Here is a 22,528-nt window from a genome sequence, read left to right as displayed (position 1 = left end):
TAAAGAAACAAGAAAATGATTTCCTTCATGGCGCTTGGATGCTAGAAAATGAAATTTCCTATATAACGAAAAAATACCCCCAAAGGAGTATTTTTGAAAAATGACTAGAACAAAAAGCCTGTAACCTTAATATCAATCACATCCGGCGCATATTCACTCATGTGCTTGATCGAGTCATAGATCTTATTTTGAAGCTTTGCGCAAATCTCATTTACATTTGCATTATACATCACTTTAATATCTACGGACAAGTAAAGACGGTCATCGGTAATCTTGCAACCCAGTGGACTCTTAAATGGCGTTGCCTCAGCTAAAGCCACATTTTCCTCTTCCTCTACCTCTATCTCGGCAATCGTTTGAAAAACGGACTTGCTGATAGCGATTAAACCTAAATCATTTTTCTGTTTTACTGCGATGTATTCCTGAGCCATAATTATCACCTTCTACCTGTATTATACTTGATGTCCTAAGACATTTCAACTAAAAGATACTTCGATTGTTTTTTCATTTCCGACCTTTTCATAAAGCAGATTCATGATCTGATTTGCCAGATTCAGATCTTTTCCCTGTTCATAGACCGTTACTCTGACCACACTCTCATCAATCTCTACAACACATTTAAAGCCCTGTTCACTAAGCAGTGCTTCATATTCCTGCTGCTGCTTCTGTTTGTTTTCCAGCTTGGCAATCGCATCCAGCGCTTCCGATTTTTCTTCACTGTCACCCTTAGTACCAAGAATTTCCTTCTGCTTTTGGATCTCACTTTGATCCTGTTCATTGATTTGATCCTTTAAAGGCTGTGAACCATCGCTCAGCGTTGAAACCACTTCATGATCCTGCGGCTGAATGACGGCTACATCATCGTTATCCATGCTTACATAATAGACGGAAAGCATCAGTATCAAGGAAAACAAAGAGATAAACGCAATGGCTTGTCGATTCATAAGCAAACCTCCTTTGCTACTGTAGCCTATGCCGCAGCGCAAAGGTTTATGCTAACGATTAAAAATATGATTCATCCGATTTAACCAATCATGATAATAAGCTTCTTTATAATTCATGAAATCACTGTAATTAATGACTCTGGTTTCCAGCTCCTGAATGAATAAAACAAAAGCTTTATTAACAGCAATCATCTTGTCATCATCGATGATCGCTATCGTTTTAATAGCAACCAGGGAACGTGCCAGAATGGCCGCACATTCATCTTGAACCATGACACTTTCACTCATGCTTAATCTTACAAAGCTGGTTTTCAGCCAATAATCATCGACCAAATAATTTTTGATGACTTTAAGGAATAAAACAAAATCTTCAGTATTATTGCCTGGTTCAATAAAAAACAGCATCTTGAAGAAAACATACCAGTCATAATCTATATTGATGACTGAAACAAGATATTCACCGAGAATTTGAATAAACGGGTCATTTGAACTGAAATCACCATCCAGTACGATTTCATTTTCAAAATCCATCTGTGAATTATTCACTTTCTTAAACGTTTTAAATAACAGCGAGATGCGGTCATTATTCATTGAGGAATGACGGATATCCTTGATAAAAATATAATGACCTAAAATTGAACTGGTACTCTTTAAATTAATCGTAAAGCCGATTGATTCATTCATCTTCATCGCAAAGAGATCATTAATCGCCTTTGTAACGATTTTCTCAAAACTCTTCTCACTGATTGAAACATCACTCATACTTGAATTCTGCATCTGATTGTAAATGATGCTGAGCTGGCGGTCAATGATCGTCAGATTCGCTTTTATTGAGGAGAGAATATCAACCATAAAACTATCATAGACATAATAATTTGTATTCTTATAAACGAGCTTATGTTCAATATCACCCCAAAACGCATGAACCAGTGCTTTAATCTGCAGTTCAAAGTTGATCTTCATGCCGTTATGCATGATAAAACCATCAATCCGATAAATTGAAAAACCATTTTTCTGAACCTGCGGCTGTCTTGAAGCAGTATCTAAAAACAGCTCAGGATGATTCTCATTATAAAAATAACCGCTTGCTTCATCAGGGACGATGAAATATTCACGCAGACGTTTTAGTACCTTATATTCTTCTTCAATAAAGCGGCATTCGATGCTGACACCAATCAAATCAGAAAGATTGTCGAGGATATCCTCACTGTTGTCATAGTTGATATAGAAACGATTGCGGATGATTTTTTCACGCAGACTCTCGCGCGTCTTAACACGTGAAAAAATATCGACGATCATTTCCGCGTCTGCTTCAAAAATAGCATAAAGATCTGATTTCAGCTGCTGTTCCAATTCATGATAAAGATCATTTCGCTCATCAAGCAGAGCCAGCGTGGAATCAATGGTATCAAAGATACTTAAACGCATGCCATTCCCTCTTTTCTTTGATAATTCTTTGTATTGAGCCGGTCAGCGTTTAACTGAGCAATCAGCTCATCAGCACTGGCAAACTTTACTTCATCACGCAGCTTTTCATAAAAATACAGCGTAATCGTCTGACCATAAAGATCCTGATTGAAATCGATCAGGTGGGCTTCGACGCTGAGCTCATCACGATGGTTGCATGTTGGGTTATGTCCAATGTTGATCATCGCCTTTATCAATTCACCGTTACAGCGGCAGGCGCCAACATAGACACCGCGCTTAGGAATCACATAATGATCGCTGAGAGCTAAATTGGCAGTTGGAAAGCCCAGTACGTTGGTGCCGACGTGATTGCCGCGCACAACGCTGCCATGCAGGCTGTAAGGACGGCCCAAAAGCTTTTCACTCAAAACCATATCGCCTTCACTGATCGCTTTTTCAATTCTTGTGGAACTGATCTTCTCCCCCGCATAATCGACCTCCGCAACTACCTTGACATCAAAAACACTCTGTTTTTTCAGCGTATCGACGTTCCCCTGCCCGCGGCAGCCATAATGATAATCAAAGCCGCAGACTAATGTGTGCAGATTCAGCGGAATCAAAATCTGATTTAAAAAAGCTTCCGGCGTTAACGCGGCCAGCTCTTTTGTAAATTCCAAGATAATCCATTTTTCAATGCCCAGCTTAGCGCCTAATTCAATGCGTTCTGCCATCGTTGTCAAATGGTCGATATCCTGAAGATCTTTTAATACTGCCCAAGGGTCAGGATCAAAGGTGATCAGCGCGCTTTGGCAGTGATGATCCTTGGCAGCTGCGATTGCGTTGGCTACCAGCTGCTGATGGCCTAAATGCAGACCGTCAAAATATCCGATACAAGCTGATAACGGTACCGGCGATGATTGAATCGAACCGATACCCATTCTTATTACTTCCATAACTCTCTCCTTACCATAATCCCCGCACACAGCGATAGATATTTTCTTTTTCACGTTCATAGACAGCCAGCACTTCATCGTTGCTGATCATCACGACCTGCGCTTCATCGCAGTTTAATTGCACCCGCTTGCCATTTCTTATATCAGCTTCATTGGCCGGTGTAATCATTGGCAGATGCTTTAATGCTTCAATCATCGGCAGCAGTTTGTAATTGCCTTTAGCGACATCCTCAAGGCTGACACATTGAGCCAAGGTAAAATGACCTGCCTTACTGCGCACTAATGAGCTCATGCAGCCCAGATTTCCGCTTTTCTCAGCCAAATCACGGCACAGCGAACGGATATAAGTACCGCTTGAACAAGCTACGCGAAAACGCAGCTCTTTGGCATCCAGCACTTGGGTTTCATAGATTTCAATGTCTCTGAGCGGCCGTTCTACCGCCTCGCCGCTTCGGGCATATTCATAAAGCTTCTTCCCATTCACCTTAATTGATGAAACCATTGGCGGCAGCTGCTTCTGTCTGCCCTCAAAGCTTTTCAATAAGCCTTCAAAATCCTCAATCGGTTTAATTTCACCGGTGGCAAGCACCTTGCCCCAAATATCTTCAGTATCAGTTGTCTGACCCAGCATAAGCTGAGCGATATATTCTTTATCGGTATTTTCCAAAAACGGCAAAATCTTGCAGGCTCTGCCGACTAAGACGATCAGAACACCTGTCGCATCCGGATCAAGCGTTCCAGTATGACCGATTTTTTTAGTATTCAGCAGCTTTCGTAATTTAAACACGACATCATGACTTGTCATGCCGGCCGCTTTATTAATTAAAAGAATTCCATCCATTATTTATTCACCTCATGGCTTCTGCTTTATTATAACATAAAATAAGAAGCATGTTGAGAAAACGATTTGCGGCCTTTTCCTGATGCTTGTTTTGAGATGAGAAAGTATGACGAAATAAAATTTCTAAACATTTCCTAAAAGTCAAGAGTATTATTTAGATTTTTTTAAGATATAATAAGATTATCCAAAAGGTATAAAATTTTTCCTACAAGTTGAGATAAGGGAATCCGGACGTTGTATTTTGGTGTGAATGCCTGCACGAGTGCAGGAATCCTAAAAACTTACACAGGATGCCCACCTGTATATACAGGGAAAAGGTCTCACCTTTTGGTGGCAGGCAGCGATGCCTGCCTTTTATTTTAGCTAAAAAGAAAACTGTCAGCGTTCTGACAGATATTTTTCAATTTCTTCATCACTCAGGCGGCGTACCTGTGTGTTTGGATAGGCAATGAATTCTTTTGCCGTATAGACAGGCGCCATCGCCGAGCAGCTTTTATCCTTATGCTTATTCAGATAAAGCTGCAAATCATCAGCGCCGGTAAATATTTTATAAATTGATTGTCCCCTGCTGTTTTCTATCTGATAGATTCCGCAGGCTTTTTTTGTAGTATAATCTGCTGCCCGCAGATACATCTTCGCAATTTCCAATGTCTTGAAAGGAAAATTCCAACGCTGCAAAGAGCGTTTAGGATCTGCTTCAATACAGATGCAGCGGCCGCAGGTAGAGCAAATGTATTGGGTATGATTTTTTAAACAATCTAATGGTTTTAAAAGCGGTGTACACCGGCTATCTGTGACATAACATTCTTTACACATAACGTTCTCCATTTATTCCCAGCGGATTAATTCCGCTACTTCAACATCCAATGCGTGTGCTACTGTTTCCAAGGTATTCAGCGTCATCCCGCCGCTGCCCTTAATAATCGATGATAAGGTAGAATAGAGATATTTCATATCCATTGGCAGGGTCAGGCGTTTATTTTTATAATAACCCCGTGATTTTAATATTGTAATTATATTAAGCCGGACAATATCATTTAAGGTCATTGCATCACCCCTGTTTCTCTATCTATTGTAGGACAAAAAAAGCAATAGTTCAAACGTTATGGGATAGAAAAGCAGCTTTAATTACGATTGGACAAATTGTGAAGCATACAATGAGGCATAGAAACCATGCTGATTCAATAATGTCTCATGGTTCCCTTTTTCAATCACCCGGCCATCCTTCATCACTAAAATACAGTCTGCTTCTTTGATGGTAGAAAGGCGGTGAGCGACCACAAAACTGGTCTTCCCAGCCATGATTTTATCAAAGGCCCGCTGAATCTTGACCTCAGTTCGGGTGTCAATATTACTGGTTGCTTCATCTAAAATTAAAATTGAGGGCTGCATCAGCATGATGCGGGCAATGCATAGAAGCTGTTTCTGTCCGGCTGAGAGATTATCGCCTTCACTTATCTGGGTATCATAGCCCTGCGGAAGCCTTTTGATAAAACTGTGGGCATAGGCCGCTTTGGCAGCGGCAATGATTTCCTCATCAGAAGCGTTGGGCTTACCATAAGCAATATTATCACGAATCGTACCGGAAAACAGCCAAGTATCCTGCAGCACCATCCCTATCTGAGAACGCAGGCTTTTTTTGCTGACGGTGCGGATATCGATGCCATCGATTTTTATAGATCCGCCCTCCAATTCATAGAAGCGCATCAGCAGGTTGATTAAGGTTGTCTTGCCGCAGCCGGTGGGACCCACTAACGCAATATGCTGGCCGCTTTTTACATCAATACTGAAATCGTCAATAAAGGGCTGATTGGTATAAGAAAATTTCAGCTTATCAAGCTGTACGTGACCCTTGCTTAAAGGCAAGCTTTCACTGCTATCAGCGATTTCTTCCTCGCTGTCAAGCAATTCAAAAACTCTGGCGGCTGAAGCAAAGGCATTCTGCAGCTCGCTCACAACACCGGTAATCTCATTAAAGGGTTTGCTGTATTGGTTGGCATAGGCTAAAAAACTAGAAAGCTGGCCAGTTGTCAGCATCCCATTAAAGACAAGAACAGCACCGCTAATCCCTACACACGCATAAATCAGAGCATTAATGAAACGCGTGGCGGGATTGGCTATAGAAGAAAAAAACTGACTTTTAACACCGCTGTCATATAACCGCTGATTCATTTCTTCGAACTGTTTTTGGGCGGCCGCTTCATGATGAAATGCTTTGACTACTTTCATTGAGCCAACCATTTCCTCAATATTCGCGCTTAACTCACCGCGCAGTCTTGACTGTGAGCGAAAGTAGTGATAATTTCTTTTGGCTATAAAGCTTGTCAGCCATAGGGATAACGGCGTTAATACAACAACTAACAGCATGATGAGCCGATTGATTGAAGCCATGAAAAGCAAGGTAACGACAATGGTTACAAGACCGGTAAAAAGCTGTGAAAAGGTCTGCAGCAAGCCATCGGAAATGATGTCAATATCAGCGATAATACGGGCAATTAAATCACCGCGTGAATGATTATCAATCGTTTTAAGCGGCAGCCGTGAAAACTTTTGAAATGCTGACTGCCGTAAATCACGGATACTGCCATAGGTCATTTGATTGGTCGCCAGCATCATCGTTTTTTGAAAAAAGGCAGAAACAATCAAAACAAAGGCAAGCTGAGCCAAATAGTGTGACATTAAACTAAAATCCACATTACCTATCGCAATGATGCAGTCAATCGCATGACCGATAATGATCGGCGCATAAAGTGATGCTGTCACACTCAAAATTGCCGAAAGAATTGCCAGCAGCAGATAATGTTTGTATGGAAGCAGATAGCGCATCAGCCGTTTCATTATTTTCATAAATTATTCATCTCCTTCTCACTCAACTGTGAAGCACAGATTTCAACATAGACCGGTGAGCTTTTCAACAGCTCCTCATGAGTACCCAAGCCAGCCATTTTACCATCATCAAGCACCAAAATCTGATCAGCATAACGAAGTGAATTCGCCCGCTGTGAAATGAGTATCAAGGAACGCTTTTTGCCTTTTAGCTTTAAGGCTTTTTGAAGCTTGGCATCGGTTGCGTAGTCAAGGGCTGAGGAGCTGTCATCAAGAATCAGCAGCGCCGGTTTTTTAACTAATGCGCGGGCGATTGCAAGCCGCTGGCGCTGACCGCCGGAGAAATTACGGCCGCCCTGATTCACCAGTGTATCCAAGCCAGATTTTTGCTGCATCACAAAATCCGCCGCTTGAGCATCACGCAATGCTTCCCATATTTCTTCATCATCAGCATCAGGCTTTCCCCAGCACATATTTTCACGGATCGTACCGGTAAACAAAATATTTTTCTGCGGCACCAGACCGATTAAACCGCGAAGCTCATCCTCGGTTATGTTTTTGGGATCTCTGCCGTAAAGGGTCAGCTCACCTTCACTGATGTCATAGAAACGATTGATTAAATGAATCAATGTGGATTTACCAGCACCGGTACCGCCAATAATGCCTAATACCTCACCGGGTTTCAGCGTAAAGCTGATATCCTCTAAAATATTCTCCTCACTGTTTGGATAATGGAAGGAAACGTGCTTCATCGTCACGGTTGCTTCGCTATCCTTTGCCAAGGGCTGATGATCGTTAAATTGAATTGAGGAGCTTAAGCTCAGCACTTCACTCACTCGGTTGGCACTGGCGCCCGCTTTAGTAAATATCACAACTAAATTAGCGACCACATTCAAAGCCAGAAGCATCTGTGTCATATAACTGACAAAGGCGATAATTTCACCTTGTGTCAGCGATCCGCCGTAGACGCGATGTGAGCCATAATAGATAATTGCCAGAATCGAAAAATTTACGATCAAATAAGTCAGCGGATTCAGATTAGACTGAATTTTACCGGCCTTAATTGAAGTGTCAAAAAGCTCTTCAACTGCCAGGGTAAACCGCTGCTGCTCATGTTCCTGGTTTGAAGTTGCCCGGATTACCCTGATTCCGTCAAGATTCTCACGGGTCAGCAAAGAGAGTCTGTCCAATTTGCTTTGAATAGAGCGGTAGTATGGGATAGAGCGGCTCATGATCAGATACAGAACAATAGTTATCAGCGGTGCTGCAATCAGAAAGACTAAAGCCAGCTGCCAATCAATGCGCATAGCCATGATACAGCTGCCAAGAACTAAAAAAGGTGCCCGCAGAGCGAGACGTATTATCATCGCAACCGCTAACTGAAGCTGATTAATATCATTGTTGCAGCGTGTGATCAAGGAGAGTGTACCGATTTGATCCACTTCGAAATAAGAAAGTGACTGAATATGGGCAAACATGGCATTGCGAAGGTCAGTGCCGAAGCCCTGCGAAGCCAATGCCGCAAAATACTGACAGATCAATGAGCTGGCTAGACCGACAACCGCCAGCAGCACCAGCAGCAAGCCGTAATGAAGAATTAAAGGCAGATCATGCCCCTTGATTCCCTGATCGATGATGGCAGCCATAATTAACGGTACAATCAGTTCAAATATTGCTTCGACCAGCTTAAACAGCGGGCCTAATACTAATTCCTTCTGATATTTTTTTAAATAGATAAGCAGCTTTTTCATAACTTCTCTCCCTTGCTTTTTTATCCTCTTCCAGTTATCATAGTAGCATATCCGATAATATATGAATATTATTTAATTTATATACATACTATTCAAAAAGTATATAGGAGGAATTATGGATCTGCATCAGCTTGAAGTCTTTACTGCCATCGTAGAAGAAGGCACCTTATCAGCAGCCGCTAAACGGCTGCATTGTTCACAGCCGCCCTTATCGTATCAGCTCAGCAATCTTGAGAAGGAATTAAATGTCACCTTGATTCAGCGCGGTTCACGCCAGTGTGTCTGCACCGAGGCAGGGCTTCAGCTTTATAAGCGGGCGCTGCAGATTCTTGAGCTAAGCTCTCTGGCAGCCGCTGAGCTGCAGCAAGCCGGCAATCATGTCAGCGGTACCCTGCGGATCGGTGTGATCTCATCAGCCGTATCCGTCTTATTGAATCAGCAGCTGGATCAATTTCATCAACAATATCCGCTGATTACTTTTCAGCTGTTTGAAGGCAATACTTTTGAATTATTGGAGGAATTAAAAAAAGGGCTGCTTGATCTGGCAATCGTCAGAACGCCCTTTAAAGATGATGTCGTTAAGCTGCATCTGCAAAGTGAAGCGATGCTTGCGGTTTCTACCCAGCCGCTTTGCGGGCATGAGTCAATTACCATTCAGGAATTAAGCAAGCACCCATTAATTATTTACCGCCGTTTTGAAAAGCTGGTCAGAACAGCTTTTGCGGATGCCGGCTGTGAATTGCAGCTGGCTTGTTTAAATGATGATGCGAGAACGACCTACTGCTGGGCAAAAGCCGGTATGGGCGTAGGCCTTGTCCCGGCTTCCCTGCTGCCGATGTTTGCGAGTGATAACCTTGCCGCGGTTCCTATTGCCGAAGACAGCTTCTATACCCAGATTGTCGTTACTTATAAAAGCCGGGATACTCTTGCACCGCCTGCCCGCTGCTTTTTATCGCATATGGAAAAGCTGCTGAGTGAAGAAAAGAAAAAGACATAGCAGGCGCTATATCTTATTTTTTTCTGGCTTTAACGATCAGCATCATTGGCCGCCGCAGTTCATCCTTCATGCCTGCGACACTTTCCAGCATCTCATCGCTGGGCTTTGGCTCAACGATATTTAATAGTTCAAAGCCGTGATTCAGCAATGTATTCAGATAAGTCGTTAATGTTTTATGATATTTTGTGACTTCTTCACCTAAGAAGATTGCCTTGCGTTCCCCTTCTATAAAGTAATTATCAACCGGAAAATGCAAAATGCTGCCGTCCTCATCATAATACCAGTCCTGCTTTCCTTCAGCGGTAAAAAGCGGATGCTCACAAGAGAATATCAGAATGCCGTCTTTGCTTAAAACGCGGCTGATTTTGGCTGCCAAGGCGTCAAAATCCTTGACATAATGAAAAGCCAGTGAGCTTAATACAATATCAAAGGATGCATCCGCAAACGCAAAATCTTCCATTGATTCACGCTGATAGCTGACCTGCTCATAGGGTGTCTTACTTCTCGCTACAGCCAGCATTTTTTCAGAGAGATCAATGCCGATTACCTGATCAGCATGGTGCTGAGCCGCATAGATGCAGTGCCAGCCATAACCGCAGCCTAAATCAAGCACACGTTTATGTTCAAAATCAGGCAGCAGTTTCTCCAATGCCGGCCATTCGCCGGCTCCCTGAAGACCTTTTAAAGAGCGGTCCATCTCACTGTATTTCTTGAAAAATTGTTCATCATCATATTTGTTTTCTTTCATAATGCTCCTTTCAAAAAATCCGCATAAGCGGATTTTATTCTTGATTGATACGAATATGCAGTTCCTCAAGCTGTGCCGGATCTACACTGTCAGGCGCTTCACACATCGGACAGCGGGCATTGGCGTTTTTCGGGAATGCGATAACGTCACGGATAGAATCTGAACCAGTCAAGATCATCGCAACACGGTCTAAGCCAAGTGCCAAACCGCCATGCGGAGGTGTTCCGTATTTGAAGGCATCAACAAACCAGCCAAAGCTTGAACGAATTTTTTCTTCAGTAAAGCCCAATACTTCAAACATCTTTTCTTGAAGCTTTTGATCATAGATACGCAGTGAACCGCCGCCAAGCTCATAACCATTTAAGACAATGTCATAAGCGGCAGCTTTAACCGCGCCTGGATCGGTATCCAAAAGCGGCAGATCTTCAGCTTTTGGCATTGTAAATGGATGATGCATCGCATAATAGCGGCCATCTTCTTCGTTATATTCAAGCAATGGGAAATCAGTAACCCATAAAAAGCTGAATGTATTTACATCAAGCAGGTTTTTCTCTTTCGCAAAGTAACCGCGCAATGCTCCTAATACATCACAGGCTGTCTTCCATTTGTCAGAGACAATAAAGATTACATCCTCTTCCTGAGCATTCATCGCTTTAATCATCGCTGCTTTTTCATCCTCATTAAAGAACTTGGCTGCACTGCCTTCTACCGTGCCATTAAGCACCTTTAATACAACAAGCCCTTTAGCGCCATATTTCTTAGCAAAATCAGTAGCATGATCAATGTCCTTGCGTGTCATATGACTTTGATGATCAACACAGATTGCTTTAATTACACCCTTATTGGCAAGACAATCCTTAAATACCTTAAACTCACAGTTAACAAACAGATCTGAAAGATCATGCAGCTCATAGCCAAAACGGTTGTCCGGCTTGTCACTGCCGTATTTATTCATCGCATCATGCCATGTCATGCGCAAGAATGGTGTTTTAACATCGATGCCCTTAACTTCCTTCATCACTGCCTTAAGCATGTTTTCAGTCATTTCAATAATTTCATCTTCGCTCATAAAGCTGGTTTCAATATCAAACTGTGTAAAATCCAGCTGACGGTCAGCACGTAAATCCTCATCACGGAAACAGCGGGCTACTTGGTAATAACGTTCAAAGCCGGAAACCATCAGCAATTGCTTAAACAATTGCGGAGACTGCGGCAGCGCATAGAACTGGCCCGGATGAATGCGTGAAGGAACCAGATAATCACGAGCCCCTTCCGGCGTAGATTTACCAAGAATCGGTGTTTCAATCTCAATGAAGCCCTGATCATCAAGCACCCGGCGCATCACACGGGTAATCTGTGCCCGTTCGATGAGCTTTTTCTGCATCACTGGTCTTCTTAAATCAAGATAACGGTATTTTAAACGAGTATCCTCTAAAGCGTCGGTTTCATCCGCAATCAATAAAGGTGTTGTTTCAGCACTGTTGATAATGGTTACTTTTTCAACGATGATTTCAATATCACCGGTAGCCATTTTAGGATTCTTATCCTTACGTTCGCAGACGTTGCCGCTTACTTCCAAGATATATTCATTGCGGACAGATGTAATCTGATCAGAAATCGTTTCATCAAAGACACATTGTGTAATGCCGGTACGATCTCTTAAATCGATAAAAACTAATGATCCGAAATTTCTTCGTTTGGCTACCCAGCCAATCAGAGTGACATTTTGTCCTGCTTCAAGCATGCTTAATTCGCCGCAGCTATGTGTACGTTTCATTTATTGATCCTCCTATTCATGATTGCCGCATGTGCAGTTACCCTCGCCACATGTGCAAGTATGTTCATGTTCATCCTCCATGGCAAACATTGAATCCATGGCATCAATCAAATCGCTCATCGGGACGCTGACCTGTGTTTGATCATCGATGCGTTTAATCGTGACACTTTGATTTTTAACTTCAGTTTCACCGATCAAGATAGCAGCCTTTGCCTTCTTGCGGTCTACCGTTTTAAATTGAGCCTTAAAGGAACGGTTCAGATAATCCATGTCTGAGCGATATCCGGCAGCTCTTAATTCAGTCGTGATTTTAAAGGCTTCTAAGGCAGCACTTTCATCAAGACACAGCACATAGGCATCTAATTCCTCAGGATCACTCATATCGATGCCTTCAGCTTCAAGAGCTATCAGGATTCGTTCCATGCCCATTGCCCAGCCAATGCCGGACATGCCCTGCGGACCGCCGAAATATTCTACTAAACCATCATAACGGCCGCCGGCTAAGACAGTGCTTTGCGAACCCATCTGTTCATTCACGGAAACAACCTCAAAGACCGTATGTGTATAATAATCCAAACCGCGCACTAAGCGGTCTTCAATTACATAGGGAATTCCCAGCGCATCTAAGCCAGCGCATACAGCGTCAAAATACGCCTTTGATTCAGGGGTCAGATAGTCGTGAATCTTAGGTACGGTTTTCATAATTTCAGCTTCAGCGTCAACCTTGCAATCCAGAATTCTTAACGGATTCTGTTCATAACGGCGCTGACAGTCAGAACACATGGAAGAAATATCCTTTTTAAAGTGTTCCTTTAAAGCTGTTCGGTAGGCATCCCGTGATTCGTCATCACCCAATGTATTTAATAAGACTTTCAAATCTGACAAGCCTAAGGCAGACAGGATTGACCAGCCTAAAGAGATGGCTTCAACATCAAGCAGCGGATTTTTAGCGCCGATTACCTCAACACCAAACTGATTGAAGATGCGCTGTCTTCCCTTCTGCGGACGTTCATAACGAAACTGCGGTCCCATGTAATACATTTTAACCGGCAGATCCGCACTGCCAAACAGTTTATTCTCTACAAAGCTGCGGGCAACCCCAGCCGTTCCCTCCGGCCGCAGAGTTAACGAACGGCCGCCGTTATCCATAAACGTATACATTTCCTTGTTCACCATATCTGATGAATCATTGCCGCGTTTAAATACTTCTGTGTGTTCAAAGATCGGTGTGCGGATTTCACTGTAATCATAGACATAACAGAACTGACGCAGTAAGTCTTCCAGCTTGTGCCATTTCGATGACATTGCCGGCAGAATATCCTGAGTGCCTCTTGGCATTTGATAATTGCTCATACTATTTCTCCTTTTTGGTAAATAAAAAGCGCCCTCATCTAAGGACGCATAAGCGCGGTACCACCTTAGTTCAGCACGAATGCTGCAACTTTGTTCCCTAACGCGGAATTAACGGCTGAACCTTATCAGAACAGCTCCTCCAAAGTGTCCAGTTTCAGAACTCAACAAAGGCTTACACCAACCGCCTTCTCTCTTCGCATGACTTCTAAAACACGCTTATTCATAGGATTTACTATAAGTTTACCATCTTTGAAGGTTTTGTCAAGACTTAATCATTAAGGCTGCACACAGCCAAAGAAAAGAAAATTACAAGGTCATAATTTGAGCAATCTGATTGATAACAGCGTTATCTTTACAGCTGCCAATAATATATTTAGCACTGTTTTTTGCTTTTTCAGACGCATTGTCAACGGCATAGGAATGATCATAGGCCGCTAACAGCATCGCATCATTATCGCCGTCACCAAAGACATAGATGTTATCCTTATGCCAACCGGTAAGCTGAAGCAGCTTATCCATCGCGCTTTGCTTTGTGACACCGGCTGCGGTTAGTTCTAAAACATGAGTATCAAAAGGGTTGTTGACGACCTCATCAAAGGTTTTGAAAAAAGCTTCTTTCTCTTTATATTTTTTCGCATCCATCTCCAAAATATTTATTTTTACCACTTGATCTTTAATTTGGCTGATATCCGCATCAAAGACATAGTGTGATAACATGAATTGAAACTGTTCATCATTGACGCTCATTTTCTTTTGCCAGACATCCCATTGACCATAATTCATCAGATAAGCTTCTTTTGAGATGGCCATAAATGTTTTATTTTGGGTGATATATTCTACATTATCATTTGGATATCGGCGATAAGCAGCACGTACCACCTGTTCATCAATCGCCTTTTTATAAAGCACCGCTTTATTGCGGTCTAAAAGTATCGCGCCGTTCATGATGATGAAATAAATCGGCGCGTCATAAAAATTCAAAACCTTTATACCATGCAGTGAACGGCCGGTGGCAATAACTAACTCATTTTTTGAATGCAGGATCTGCTGCACACAGGCTTTCACTGCATCATTGTTTTGCAGCGACTGATCAATCAGCGTACCATCCAGATCACTGACAAATATTTTCATCATTCAAGCATCGTTCCATTGGATGCGATGACCTGCTTGTAGTAATCAAAGCTGTCCTTCTTGATCCGCTTGCCGGTACCGCTGCCATAATCATCCAAGTCAACATAGATAAAGCCATAACGCTTTGACATTTCTCTTGTTGATTCCGATAACAGATCGATGCAGCCCCACCATGTGTAGCCCATCAAGTCAACGCCATCTAGATTAATCGCGTCACTCATCGCGCAGACATGTTCCTTTAGATAGGCTTTACGGTAAGGATCATGGATATGACCATCTTCGCTAACCGTATCTCTGGCGCCTAACCCATTTTCAACAATGAAAAGCGGTTTCCTGAAACGATCATATAATTCCACTAAAGAATAGCGCAAGCCGGAAGCATCTGTCTGCCAGCCCCATTCACTGCTTGGCAGATATGGGTTTTTAACACCGTTAAACGTGTTGCCCGGCGAAAGCTCCAAGCCATTCGTATCCGCAGCCCAGCAGGAGGTCATGTAGTAAGAAAAGCTGACAAAATCTACAATTCCTTCTTTTAATATTTGTTCATCATTTTCTTCAAATTTAACCGTATATCCCTTATTGCTGATTTCTTTCTTCAGATAGATTGGATATTCACCAAATACCTGTATGTCTACATATCGGTAAATACTTCTCATTCGCTGCTGAGTCGCCAGATTATCCTCCGGCTTGCACGTATAAGGGTAAAAACACAGCTTGGTCATCATACAGCCGATTTGCGCGTCAGGGTATAATTCATGACCGGCTTTAACCGCTAACGCGCTGGCAATCATTTGGTGATGCATTGCCTGATACATCGCCTGTTCAAACGGCACATCCTCAAACTGATCCTCAATCAGACCGCCGCTGGTTACCGGATGGCGCAGCATCGCATCAACCTCATTAAAGGTTAACCAGTATTTGACATAGGGCCCGAAATGTTCAAAGCATACCTTCGCGTATTTAACGAATAAACCGACACATTCTCTGCCGTACCAGCCGCGGTATTTCTTGATTAATGCGACAGGTACATCATAATGTGATAAGGTCACCAAAGGTTCAATGTTATACTTTTTACATTCTTTTAAAACATTAACATAAAATTCAATTCCCTTTTCATTGGGTGTTTCATCTTCAGGGTCAGTGAAGATTCTTGACCAGCAGATCGACATACGATAAACCTTAAAACCCATTTCCGCGAATAGAGCGATATCTTCTTTATAATGATGATAAAAATCAATACCTCTGCGTTTAGGATAATTGATTGTATTCACGCTCTGCGCTTTGTTTAAATCCTCAGAAGTAAAAGCAAACTGTTTAGTCATATTGGAAATATTGCCGGCTCTGAATTCCAGACAGTCCTGAATCGTCATTCCCTTGCCGTCGATATCCCATGCTCCTTCACATTGATTTGCGGCCGTAGCGCCGCCCCACAGGAAGCCCTGAGGAAATCTTAATTCACTTTGATTGGTATACATTTAACTCCTCCTTTTATAAAATGATTTCAGCTTTTTCTTTAAGACCGAATGATGAAAATACATATTCATCTTTGGTTGGTTCAGTGATGATCAGCATCGTGGTCATTGAATAACCAGCGGCTTGAATTGCGGCTAAATCAGCCTCAACGATTTTTTGCCCCGCTTGTACTTTGGCTCCTTGTTTAGCAAGTACTTTAAAGCCATGACCCTGCAAATCAACGGTATTGATACCGATATGCACCAGTACACCCGTACCGTCCTGCATCCGGATTGCAAAAGCATGACCGGTTGGAAACATTACCTCTAAGGTACCATTGCAGGGTGATACAAATTTATTTGAACTTGGAATAAAACCAATTGTTTTGCCTAAAGTTTCATTTGCGAAGACCTTATCCTCGATCTGATTCGGCGCAATCATCTCACCTTTCACAACTGCGACGATATTTTGATCGGATACTGCAGGCAGTTTTTCTTTTTTACTAAATAAATCTAATAAACCCATAGCTCTCCTCCTTCCCGCAATCTTCAAGTTTTATTTATCGTCATTAACGCCCAGAACCATAACCATTGAAAACGCAATGGCCGCTGAGACAAACATGCCAAGAGCTACACACCAGAAATTTTCAGTCATAAATACCGGTGTTGAAAGGATAGATGAATTAACGTATGCTAAGGCACGGCCGCCAAACAAACCAACAATAGCGCCGCCGACAGCACCGCCGACAATCGTTGCCAGCATCGCGTTTTTAAATTTCAGGAAAATGCCATAAATACCAGGTTCGGTAATTCCGATAAAAGATGAAATGGCTGTGGAAGCGCCGATCTGTTTGTTTTCCGTATTTTTAGCTTTTACCCAGACACCCATACAAGCACCGAATAAAGCAAGAGTTCCCATCGTATGCATCGGCAGCAGCCAGTCATAGCCAAGCTCTGCAAGATTGCCGATACAAATTGTGCTTAACGATAAATGCATTCCGGTCATAACGACAAACAATCGTGTACCGCCGATAATTGTTCCTGCGATAATCGGCGATAAGCCATATAGGAAATTGAATAAGCCAACTAGCAGTGTTGAAATATACATCGCCAGCGGACCGATTGCGGTTAAGGTTAATGGCGTCATAATCAATAAGACAAGCGTCGGTGTAAATACGATGCGCAGACTTTTTGGCATAAATTTATTGATATACTTATATACATAGCTTAACACCCACACCGTTAAGATAATAGGAATCGTACTGCCAAAATAACTTGGAAATGGAATCGGCATACCAAACAAACTCATTGCTTCTGCACCGGCTGTATTACCGGCTGTCATCGTTGGGTATAAGAGTACACCAGCCAGTGAAATGGCTAATGCCGTATTGGTTTCAAAACGCTTTGATGCTGACCAGGCAACTAAGAACGGTAAGAAATAGAAGGCACAATCGCCCGCCATATTCATGACTGTAATAAATGTTGAGGCAGCATCTACCCCTAAATAAGAAGTTAAAATCGTTGACAGACCCTTGATCATACCAGCGCCGGCTAATGCGGGAATGACCGGTAATAAAATTGCAGATAATGTTTGAAAGATTAAACCGATGCTGAATTTTTTCTTTTCTTTGTCTAAATTCTCTTCGATTTTTCTTTCCGCGTCAATGCCGGCAGTCTTGCAGAAATTCACATACAAATCATCGACCTCCTGACCGACAATGATCTGCATCTGACTGCCATTCCACTGACAGCCGGCAATACCGCTTAGCTTTTCCAACGCTTCTGTATTAACTAAGCCTTTATCCTTTACATCTAAACGCAAACGCGTCATACAGTGATAAGCACGGGCAATATTCTCCCTGCCGCCTACTTCGATCAGAATCTTTTCAGATAATTCATCATAATTCTTTTTAGCCACTTTGTGTTTCCTCCTTACAGCTATCTATTTTTTTCGAATTCATCGGCGCCAATGGTTCGTAAAAAACTTAAAGGGTTTCTTCTCTGCTGCTTAAACGATTTACATGCAGAATTAAATACAGCAATTCTTCATCATTGAGTTTAATTTCCAATGCTTTACATATTCTTATTGCACATTCATAAGTTTGGGGATATTCGAGAATCAATTGATCAAACATCTTTTGATTCTGTGTTTTAATTTCTTTGTTGTTTGCGACACGATCTAATAAATAATACATATGCGAAACAAATCTTGAATAATTAAACCCTTCCTTATCGATCTTTATATTCATACATTCTTCTACGATTTCCGCGCATTGATCGATTCTGCTTTGACTATTGCTGTTGGTCAGCTGATTATCAACCAGACCATAATCAATCACATGCAGGGTGATGATCGCCGCTTCCTGCTTCGGCAGCTCGGCATTTAGTTTTTCTTTTATAATTTTTAACGCATATTCACCGATTTTGATTTCCGTTGGATACATATGCTTGACCTCATGGGCCAGCGGCAGATTGATATTGATGTGCTCTTTCTGACGTTTCATACTGAACATAATATGATCTGCCAGTGTAAATATCAGATTATCGTTAAATTTACCGTTCAGCATCTGATTCGCATAATCAATAATATCGGTACTGACTTGGATGATCGCCTCCGGTATCTGCGATAAAGTATCAACAAGAATGGGATTCGCGTTATAGAAAGTACGTTCAATCTGCGAAACAGGGATATCATAAGGCGGCTTTCTAAAACCGATCCCTTTGCCAAATGCGATTACTTCATTCCCCTTAGAATCAAGGCATAAAGATATATTGTTATGAATATTTTTAATCACTCTCATAGTTTCACCCGCCTATAAAAAAAACTCTTCGATGCCGCCAGCAACACAAAAAATATTTGTGTTCTAGGACAAGCCTCAAAGAGTAACTAACCTATTTACATTGTCTATAATAGTATGCGCTTTCAGAATTGTCAACCCTAAATTTGATTAATTTTTAGGTTTTTAAACAGCCAGCAGATTCTTCATGGCAGGATTGATCAGCTGTGTATCGATTTGACAATCATACTGTTTTATTCCCTCAACATATGTTTGAACAACATGCCAATCCTGATCGAGAATGACAAAATCAGCGTCCTTGCCGATTGCGATACTGCCTTTCTTTTCTTCTAAATGAAAATATTTGGCTGGCTGCAGCGAAGCCATTTTAATCACTTTATCCACAGGCATCTGGTGTTTAAAGATCAGATTGCGCATATCATATAAAACATACTTTCCGCTGCCGCTGATCGTGCCGTCATCAAGCACAATGTGCCCCGCTTCGGTTACGATGCGTTCTTTGCCTCTTGCATAATATCGGCCCGCCGGCATACAGGCAAGCTCTGATGAATCAGAAATCAGAATAAAATGCTCACTGTCTTTGACTCTGAAATATAAATCGATGATTTCCGGAGCCAGATGCACATGATCGCAGATGATTTCCAGAATGATATCTTCATCTAATAAGCAGGCGGTTATGGCACCGCCGCTGCGCTGATGAATCGGCCGCATCGCATTGCCAAAATGAGAGATACTGGTAGCACCCATTTTAAAACCTTTTTTCATTTCTTCATAATCAGCATCGGTATGACCGGCAGCAATGCGAATGTTTTGACTCAGTAAATACTGCATAACGGGTTCAATCCCCTCAAGATCCGTCGATACTGACATATATTTCAAATGACCCTTGGCCGCTTCTCTCATTTGTTTCGCATAATCAACGCTTGGCTTAGGCCAGTTAAAGCCTTTGCTGGCACCCATATATTTAGGATGGCGGAAAGGCCCCTCAGCCTGTATGCCAAGGATGCGCGCTCCCTTAACAATCCCGGAATCAATTACATCGGCAACCTTAGCCATACTGTCAAATTCCTGAGTGGTTGCGAAAACGCCAGTGACACCAGTTGCGGCAATGGCCTTGGTAAACCCATATACCTCATCCATGTCTTTACACGTTGCGGAATAGCCCATGCAGCCATGGGAATGAATATCGATGATACCTGGAATGATAATTTTATCCGTGTGATCATGCACCGGCAGCATGCCAGTATAATCATCAAGAAGCTCACTGATCCGACCGTCTTCAACAACCAAATAAGCATCATCCATGATCCGCTGTTCAGTGTAAATTCTGCCGGCTTTAAATATTTCTTTCATCGTTTCACATCCTTTATCAAAGCTTGATTATTTTGAAAAAAAGACTCTTAAAGTCTTTCTTTCTTAGTAACTGGCGACACTGCCATCGGTACGTGATTCGCAGGCGCCGATGTAGACACCATTTTCCATTCTTAAAATCATTTCAGCCCGGCCGAAAGACAGCTTGTTTTCCGCCGCAACCATCTGATGCCCGCGCTTTTTCAGCGCTTCTATCAATGCTTCAGGAACATCCGGTTCAACATCGAAACGTATGCCCTCTTTCCATTGCCACCTCGGCGCGTCGAGACACATCTGCGGATTCAGATGAAAATCAATCAGATTCATCATAACCTGCACATGACCCTGCGGCTGCATATAACCGCCCATCACACCAAAAGGTCCCAAGGCCTTGCCGTCTTTTGTCAGAAAACCCGGAATGATTGTATGATAACTGCGTTTTCTTGGTGCCAGAGCATTAATGCTGGCAGGATCTAAGGAAAAATCATGCCCGCGGTTCTGTAAGGCGATGCCGTAATCTTCAATGACGATGCCGCTGCCAAAATCCATATAATTGCTTTGAATGTAGGAGACCATGTTTCCTTCATCATCGGCTGTGCACAGATAAACCGTACCGCTTTTCGGCGGTTCTACCGGTTTTGGCTGCTGAGCCTGATTAGTGATTTCAGCCGCCCGTTTCTTACCGTATTCATCACTGAGATAATAACGATAATCAACCTTCATATCCTTACTGTCCGTAACTGTCGCATAAGCGTCTGAGAAAGCCATTTTCATCGCTTCGAATTGCTTATGAACGGTATCGGTGTCATCCCTTGATGTGAACTCAAAATTTTTCAGTATATTTAATGCCATTAAGGCAACAATTCCCTGACCATTCGGCGGGATTTCCCAAACATCATAGCCGCGGTAGCTGACATGAATCGGATCGACCCATTCAACATCATATTCAGCCAGATCCTCCTTGCGGATAAAACCGCCGTCACGTTTGCTTTGCGCATCAATCTGATCGGCAATTTCACCCTTATAAAAAGCATCAGCATTACTTTGCGCAATTAAACGCAGAGTCTTCGCATGATTCTTAAATTTAACGATCTCACCAAATTGGTAAGGCTCACCATTTTTGGTAAAGGTTTTAAACCATTCATCAAAAATGGGATTATCTTTAAACAGTTTAGAATCCTGACGAACATATTTGTCCCACAAAACGGAAACAACAGCAGAAACCGGGTAGCCTTCTTCAGCATAACGGATAGCGGGGGCTAACACGTCTTCAAGGCTCAGCTTGCCAAAGCGTTTGGAAAGCGCTGCCCATGCTTTAGGCTGACCAGGAACTGTGACCGGAAGCCAGCCGTGCTTTGGCATTTTATTATAACCGGCTGCTTTGAGTTTATCGATGGAGATTTCCTTTGGACTATAACCAGATGCATTTAAGCCAACCATTTTATCTTTCATCCAGACAATCGCAAAGGCATCGCCGCCCAGTCCATTACTGACGGGTTCTACGACGGTGAGAACGGCCGCCACCGCAATTGCGGCATCGACGGCATTCCCGCCCTTTTTTAATATTTCCAATCCTGCAGAAGATGCCAACGCACTACTGCTGCAAACCATACCATGCTGGGCCGTAACACTGTAACGGCTTAGCTGATAGGGCTGATCCATTGCGTTAAACTTCATTTTACATCTCCTATCTTTTGTTAGTATTTCTTTAATGCGTCATTAACATCGACATAAGCGCCGCCGGGAACGCCTTGGGCATATAATTTAATTCCCTTTTGGGCAATTCCCTTCCAGATTTCAAGTTCTTCCTTTGTCGCAAACATCTGACTTGCTAACTGAAGCTTGTTTTCACCTGAACGCTGATTACCGATATTTACTTCCTTCATTTCGATGCCTTTTTCAATCAATGCCGCTAATTCAGCAGGCCCCTTCACAAGGATCATGACTTTTTTATTCTTGTATGTATCATTTAGAATTTTTTCAGCTGCTTCATCAATTGTTAAGAAATATGGAGTAACACCCGGAGGCGTAGCCATTTTCATTAACTGACATTGCATCTTATTTTTGGCAGTTGGATCATCAATTGCCAGAATTGTATTAATTCCTCTTGACCGTGTCCAGCCAATAGCTACCTGTCCATGGATGAGCCGATCATCGACTCTCACTAATTCAATACCCATATATTTGTCCTCCGTGTTTAA

At 42.4% G+C, this 22,528-nt stretch carries 21 protein-coding genes, 1 other RNA gene and 1 other annotated feature; of the genes, 2 read left to right on the top strand and 20 right to left on the bottom strand.

Features of this window, described 5'->3' with window-relative positions; all coding sequences use genetic code 11:
• Positions 1–104: 104 nt before the first annotated feature.
• The 5 genes from DAHG_RS07865 to truB are packed head-to-tail and all read right to left on the bottom strand — an operon-like array spanning position 105 to position 4,145.
• Entirely contained in the window at positions 105–431 is a 327-nt protein-coding gene (locus DAHG_RS07865; protein WP_022937797.1) for an Asp23/Gls24 family envelope stress response protein, read from the bottom strand.
• Positions 432–476: 45 nt separating this feature from the next.
• Positions 477–944 (bottom strand): SpoIIIAH-like family protein, encoded by a 468-nt coding sequence (locus DAHG_RS07860; protein WP_022937796.1) that lies wholly within the window; start codon positions 942–944, stop codon positions 477–479.
• A gap of 51 nt (positions 945–995) precedes the next feature.
• Positions 996–2,372: a nucleotidyltransferase family protein gene (locus DAHG_RS07855; RefSeq protein ID WP_022937795.1), complete on the bottom strand. Its 1,377-nt coding sequence runs from the start codon at positions 2,370–2,372 to the stop codon at positions 996–998.
• Positions 2,363–3,304 (bottom strand): bifunctional riboflavin kinase/FAD synthetase, encoded by a 942-nt coding sequence (locus tag DAHG_RS07850; RefSeq protein WP_022937794.1) that lies wholly within the window; start codon positions 3,302–3,304, stop codon positions 2,363–2,365. The genes DAHG_RS07855 and DAHG_RS07850 overlap by 10 nt, the downstream gene beginning before the upstream one ends.
• 10 nt (positions 3,305–3,314) lie before the next feature.
• Positions 3,315–4,145, bottom strand: a complete 831-nt coding sequence (truB, locus tag DAHG_RS07845) for a tRNA pseudouridine(55) synthase TruB (protein ID WP_022937793.1) — start codon at positions 4,143–4,145, stop codon at positions 3,315–3,317.
• A gap of 203 nt (positions 4,146–4,348) precedes the next feature.
• On the opposite strand from truB, the gene ssrS reads away from it, so the two are divergent.
• Positions 4,349–4,457: non-coding RNA, 6S RNA (gene ssrS / locus DAHG_RS20885), on the top strand.
• A 66-nt stretch (positions 4,458–4,523) separates the two neighbouring features.
• Here the strand turns inward: ssrS and DAHG_RS07840 are convergent.
• The 4 genes from DAHG_RS07840 to DAHG_RS07825 all read right to left on the bottom strand — a co-directional run bounded on the left by DAHG_RS07840 (position 4,524) and on the right by DAHG_RS07825 (position 8,722).
• The gene (locus DAHG_RS07840; RefSeq protein WP_022937792.1) at positions 4,524–4,961 is read right to left on the bottom strand and encodes a hypothetical protein; all 438 of its coding nucleotides are present in this window, start codon (positions 4,959–4,961) and stop codon (positions 4,524–4,526) included.
• A gap of 12 nt (positions 4,962–4,973) precedes the next feature.
• Complete coding sequence (locus tag DAHG_RS07835; protein WP_022937791.1) at positions 4,974–5,192, bottom strand: helix-turn-helix domain-containing protein; 219 nt, start codon at positions 5,190–5,192, stop codon at positions 4,974–4,976.
• A gap of 81 nt (positions 5,193–5,273) precedes the next feature.
• The gene (locus DAHG_RS07830; RefSeq protein ID WP_022937790.1) at positions 5,274–6,992 is read right to left on the bottom strand and encodes an ABC transporter ATP-binding protein; all 1,719 of its coding nucleotides are present in this window, start codon (positions 6,990–6,992) and stop codon (positions 5,274–5,276) included.
• Positions 6,989–8,722 carry an ABC transporter ATP-binding protein gene (locus tag DAHG_RS07825; protein ID WP_022937789.1) on the bottom strand — a complete coding sequence of 578 codons (1,734 nt, stop codon included), beginning with the start codon at positions 8,720–8,722 and terminating at the stop codon, positions 6,989–6,991. The genes DAHG_RS07830 and DAHG_RS07825 overlap by 4 nt, the downstream gene beginning before the upstream one ends.
• A 115-nt stretch (positions 8,723–8,837) precedes the next feature.
• Here DAHG_RS07825 and DAHG_RS07820 point away from each other — a divergent pair, with 115 nt between their 5' ends.
• On the top strand, positions 8,838–9,719 hold the full coding sequence (locus tag DAHG_RS07820) for a LysR family transcriptional regulator (RefSeq protein ID WP_022937788.1): 882 nt from the start codon (positions 8,838–8,840) through the stop codon (positions 9,717–9,719).
• A gap of 13 nt (positions 9,720–9,732) precedes the next feature.
• Here DAHG_RS07820 and DAHG_RS07815 read toward each other — a convergent pair whose 3' ends face one another.
• From DAHG_RS07815 to DAHG_RS07765, 11 genes are all read right to left on the bottom strand, one after another.
• The gene (locus DAHG_RS07815) at positions 9,733–10,467 is read right to left on the bottom strand and encodes a class I SAM-dependent methyltransferase (protein ID WP_022937787.1); all 735 of its coding nucleotides are present in this window, start codon (positions 10,465–10,467) and stop codon (positions 9,733–9,735) included.
• A gap of 34 nt (positions 10,468–10,501) precedes the next feature.
• Entirely contained in the window at positions 10,502–12,244 is a 1,743-nt protein-coding gene (aspS, locus tag DAHG_RS07810) for an aspartate--tRNA ligase (protein ID WP_022937786.1), read from the bottom strand.
• Between the two features lie 12 nt (positions 12,245–12,256).
• Entirely contained in the window at positions 12,257–13,597 is a 1,341-nt protein-coding gene (gene hisS / locus DAHG_RS07805) for a histidine--tRNA ligase (RefSeq protein ID WP_022937785.1), read from the bottom strand.
• A gap of 37 nt (positions 13,598–13,634) precedes the next feature.
• Positions 13,635–13,830 (bottom strand) — a binding site (T-box leader).
• A gap of 73 nt (positions 13,831–13,903) precedes the next feature.
• Positions 13,904–14,731, bottom strand: coding sequence for a Cof-type HAD-IIB family hydrolase (locus DAHG_RS20515; protein WP_022937784.1), 828 nt, complete (start codon positions 14,729–14,731; stop codon positions 13,904–13,906).
• Entirely contained in the window at positions 14,728–16,203 is a 1,476-nt protein-coding gene (locus tag DAHG_RS07795) for a glycoside hydrolase family 1 protein (RefSeq protein WP_022937783.1), read from the bottom strand. The genes DAHG_RS20515 and DAHG_RS07795 overlap by 4 nt, the downstream gene beginning before the upstream one ends.
• A gap of 13 nt (positions 16,204–16,216) precedes the next feature.
• Positions 16,217–16,705, bottom strand: coding sequence for a PTS sugar transporter subunit IIA (locus tag DAHG_RS19075; RefSeq protein ID WP_022937782.1), 489 nt, complete (start codon positions 16,703–16,705; stop codon positions 16,217–16,219).
• Positions 16,706–16,735: 30 nt separating this feature from the next.
• Complete coding sequence (locus tag DAHG_RS07785) at positions 16,736–18,097, bottom strand: PTS transporter subunit EIIC (protein ID WP_022937781.1); 1,362 nt, start codon at positions 18,095–18,097, stop codon at positions 16,736–16,738.
• A gap of 67 nt (positions 18,098–18,164) precedes the next feature.
• Positions 18,165–18,980, bottom strand: a complete 816-nt coding sequence (locus DAHG_RS07780; RefSeq protein ID WP_022937780.1) for a PRD domain-containing protein — start codon at positions 18,978–18,980, stop codon at positions 18,165–18,167.
• A gap of 162 nt (positions 18,981–19,142) precedes the next feature.
• Positions 19,143–20,330 (bottom strand): N-acetylglucosamine-6-phosphate deacetylase, encoded by a 1,188-nt coding sequence (gene nagA, locus DAHG_RS07775; protein ID WP_022937779.1) that lies wholly within the window; start codon positions 20,328–20,330, stop codon positions 19,143–19,145.
• A 63-nt stretch (positions 20,331–20,393) separates the two neighbouring features.
• Positions 20,394–22,004 (bottom strand): gamma-glutamyltransferase, encoded by a 1,611-nt coding sequence (ggt, locus tag DAHG_RS07770; RefSeq protein WP_022937778.1) that lies wholly within the window; start codon positions 22,002–22,004, stop codon positions 20,394–20,396.
• Positions 22,005–22,024: 20 nt separating this feature from the next.
• The gene (locus DAHG_RS07765) at positions 22,025–22,507 is read right to left on the bottom strand and encodes a PTS system mannose/fructose/N-acetylgalactosamine-transporter subunit IIB (protein WP_022937777.1); all 483 of its coding nucleotides are present in this window, start codon (positions 22,505–22,507) and stop codon (positions 22,025–22,027) included.
• Positions 22,508–22,528 lie beyond the last annotated feature (21 nt).

The sequence above is a fragment of the Dielma fastidiosa genome, assembly GCF_000313565.1.
Classification (GTDB): Bacteria; Bacillota_I; Bacilli_A; order Erysipelotrichales; family Erysipelotrichaceae; genus Dielma; species Dielma fastidiosa.
The sequence above is the reverse complement of the archived record's forward strand: the minus strand, read 5'-3'. Positions and strand labels throughout refer to the sequence as shown.

What these genes read in the sequence shown, in the direction of transcription:
- DAHG_RS07865 (WP_022937797.1), bottom strand. Translation starts at nt 431, where the DNA reads ATGGCTCAGGAATACATCGCAGTAAAACAGAAAAATGATTTAGGTTTA.
- DAHG_RS07860 (WP_022937796.1), bottom strand. Translation starts at nt 944, where the DNA reads ATGAATCGACAAGCCATTGCGTTTATCTCTTTGTTTTCCTTGATACTG.
- DAHG_RS07855 (WP_022937795.1), bottom strand. Translation starts at nt 2,372, where the DNA reads ATGCGTTTAAGTATCTTTGATACCATTGATTCCACGCTGGCTCTGCTT.
- DAHG_RS07850 (WP_022937794.1), bottom strand. Translation starts at nt 3,304, where the DNA reads ATGGAAGTAATAAGAATGGGTATCGGTTCGATTCAATCATCGCCGGTA.
- truB (WP_022937793.1), bottom strand. Translation starts at nt 4,145, where the DNA reads ATGGATGGAATTCTTTTAATTAATAAAGCGGCCGGCATGACAAGTCAT.
- DAHG_RS07840 (WP_022937792.1), bottom strand. Translation starts at nt 4,961, where the DNA reads ATGTGTAAAGAATGTTATGTCACAGATAGCCGGTGTACACCGCTTTTA.
- DAHG_RS07835 (WP_022937791.1), bottom strand. Translation starts at nt 5,192, where the DNA reads ATGACCTTAAATGATATTGTCCGGCTTAATATAATTACAATATTAAAA.
- DAHG_RS07830 (WP_022937790.1), bottom strand. Translation starts at nt 6,992, where the DNA reads ATGAAAATAATGAAACGGCTGATGCGCTATCTGCTTCCATACAAACAT.
- DAHG_RS07825 (WP_022937789.1), bottom strand. Translation starts at nt 8,722, where the DNA reads ATGAAAAAGCTGCTTATCTATTTAAAAAAATATCAGAAGGAATTAGTA.
- DAHG_RS07820 (WP_022937788.1), top strand. Translation starts at nt 8,838, where the DNA reads ATGGATCTGCATCAGCTTGAAGTCTTTACTGCCATCGTAGAAGAAGGC.
- DAHG_RS07815 (WP_022937787.1), bottom strand. Translation starts at nt 10,467, where the DNA reads ATGAAAGAAAACAAATATGATGATGAACAATTTTTCAAGAAATACAGT.
- aspS (WP_022937786.1), bottom strand. Translation starts at nt 12,244, where the DNA reads ATGAAACGTACACATAGCTGCGGCGAATTAAGCATGCTTGAAGCAGGA.
- hisS (WP_022937785.1), bottom strand. Translation starts at nt 13,597, where the DNA reads ATGAGCAATTATCAAATGCCAAGAGGCACTCAGGATATTCTGCCGGCA.
- DAHG_RS20515 (WP_022937784.1), bottom strand. Translation starts at nt 14,731, where the DNA reads ATGATGAAAATATTTGTCAGTGATCTGGATGGTACGCTGATTGATCAG.
- DAHG_RS07795 (WP_022937783.1), bottom strand. Translation starts at nt 16,203, where the DNA reads ATGTATACCAATCAAAGTGAATTAAGATTTCCTCAGGGCTTCCTGTGG.
- DAHG_RS19075 (WP_022937782.1), bottom strand. Translation starts at nt 16,705, where the DNA reads ATGGGTTTATTAGATTTATTTAGTAAAAAAGAAAAACTGCCTGCAGTA.
- DAHG_RS07780 (WP_022937780.1), bottom strand. Translation starts at nt 18,980, where the DNA reads ATGAGAGTGATTAAAAATATTCATAACAATATATCTTTATGCCTTGAT.
- nagA (WP_022937779.1), bottom strand. Translation starts at nt 20,330, where the DNA reads ATGAAAGAAATATTTAAAGCCGGCAGAATTTACACTGAACAGCGGATC.
- ggt (WP_022937778.1), bottom strand. Translation starts at nt 22,004, where the DNA reads ATGAAGTTTAACGCAATGGATCAGCCCTATCAGCTAAGCCGTTACAGT.
- DAHG_RS07765 (WP_022937777.1), bottom strand. Translation starts at nt 22,507, where the DNA reads ATGGGTATTGAATTAGTGAGAGTCGATGATCGGCTCATCCATGGACAG.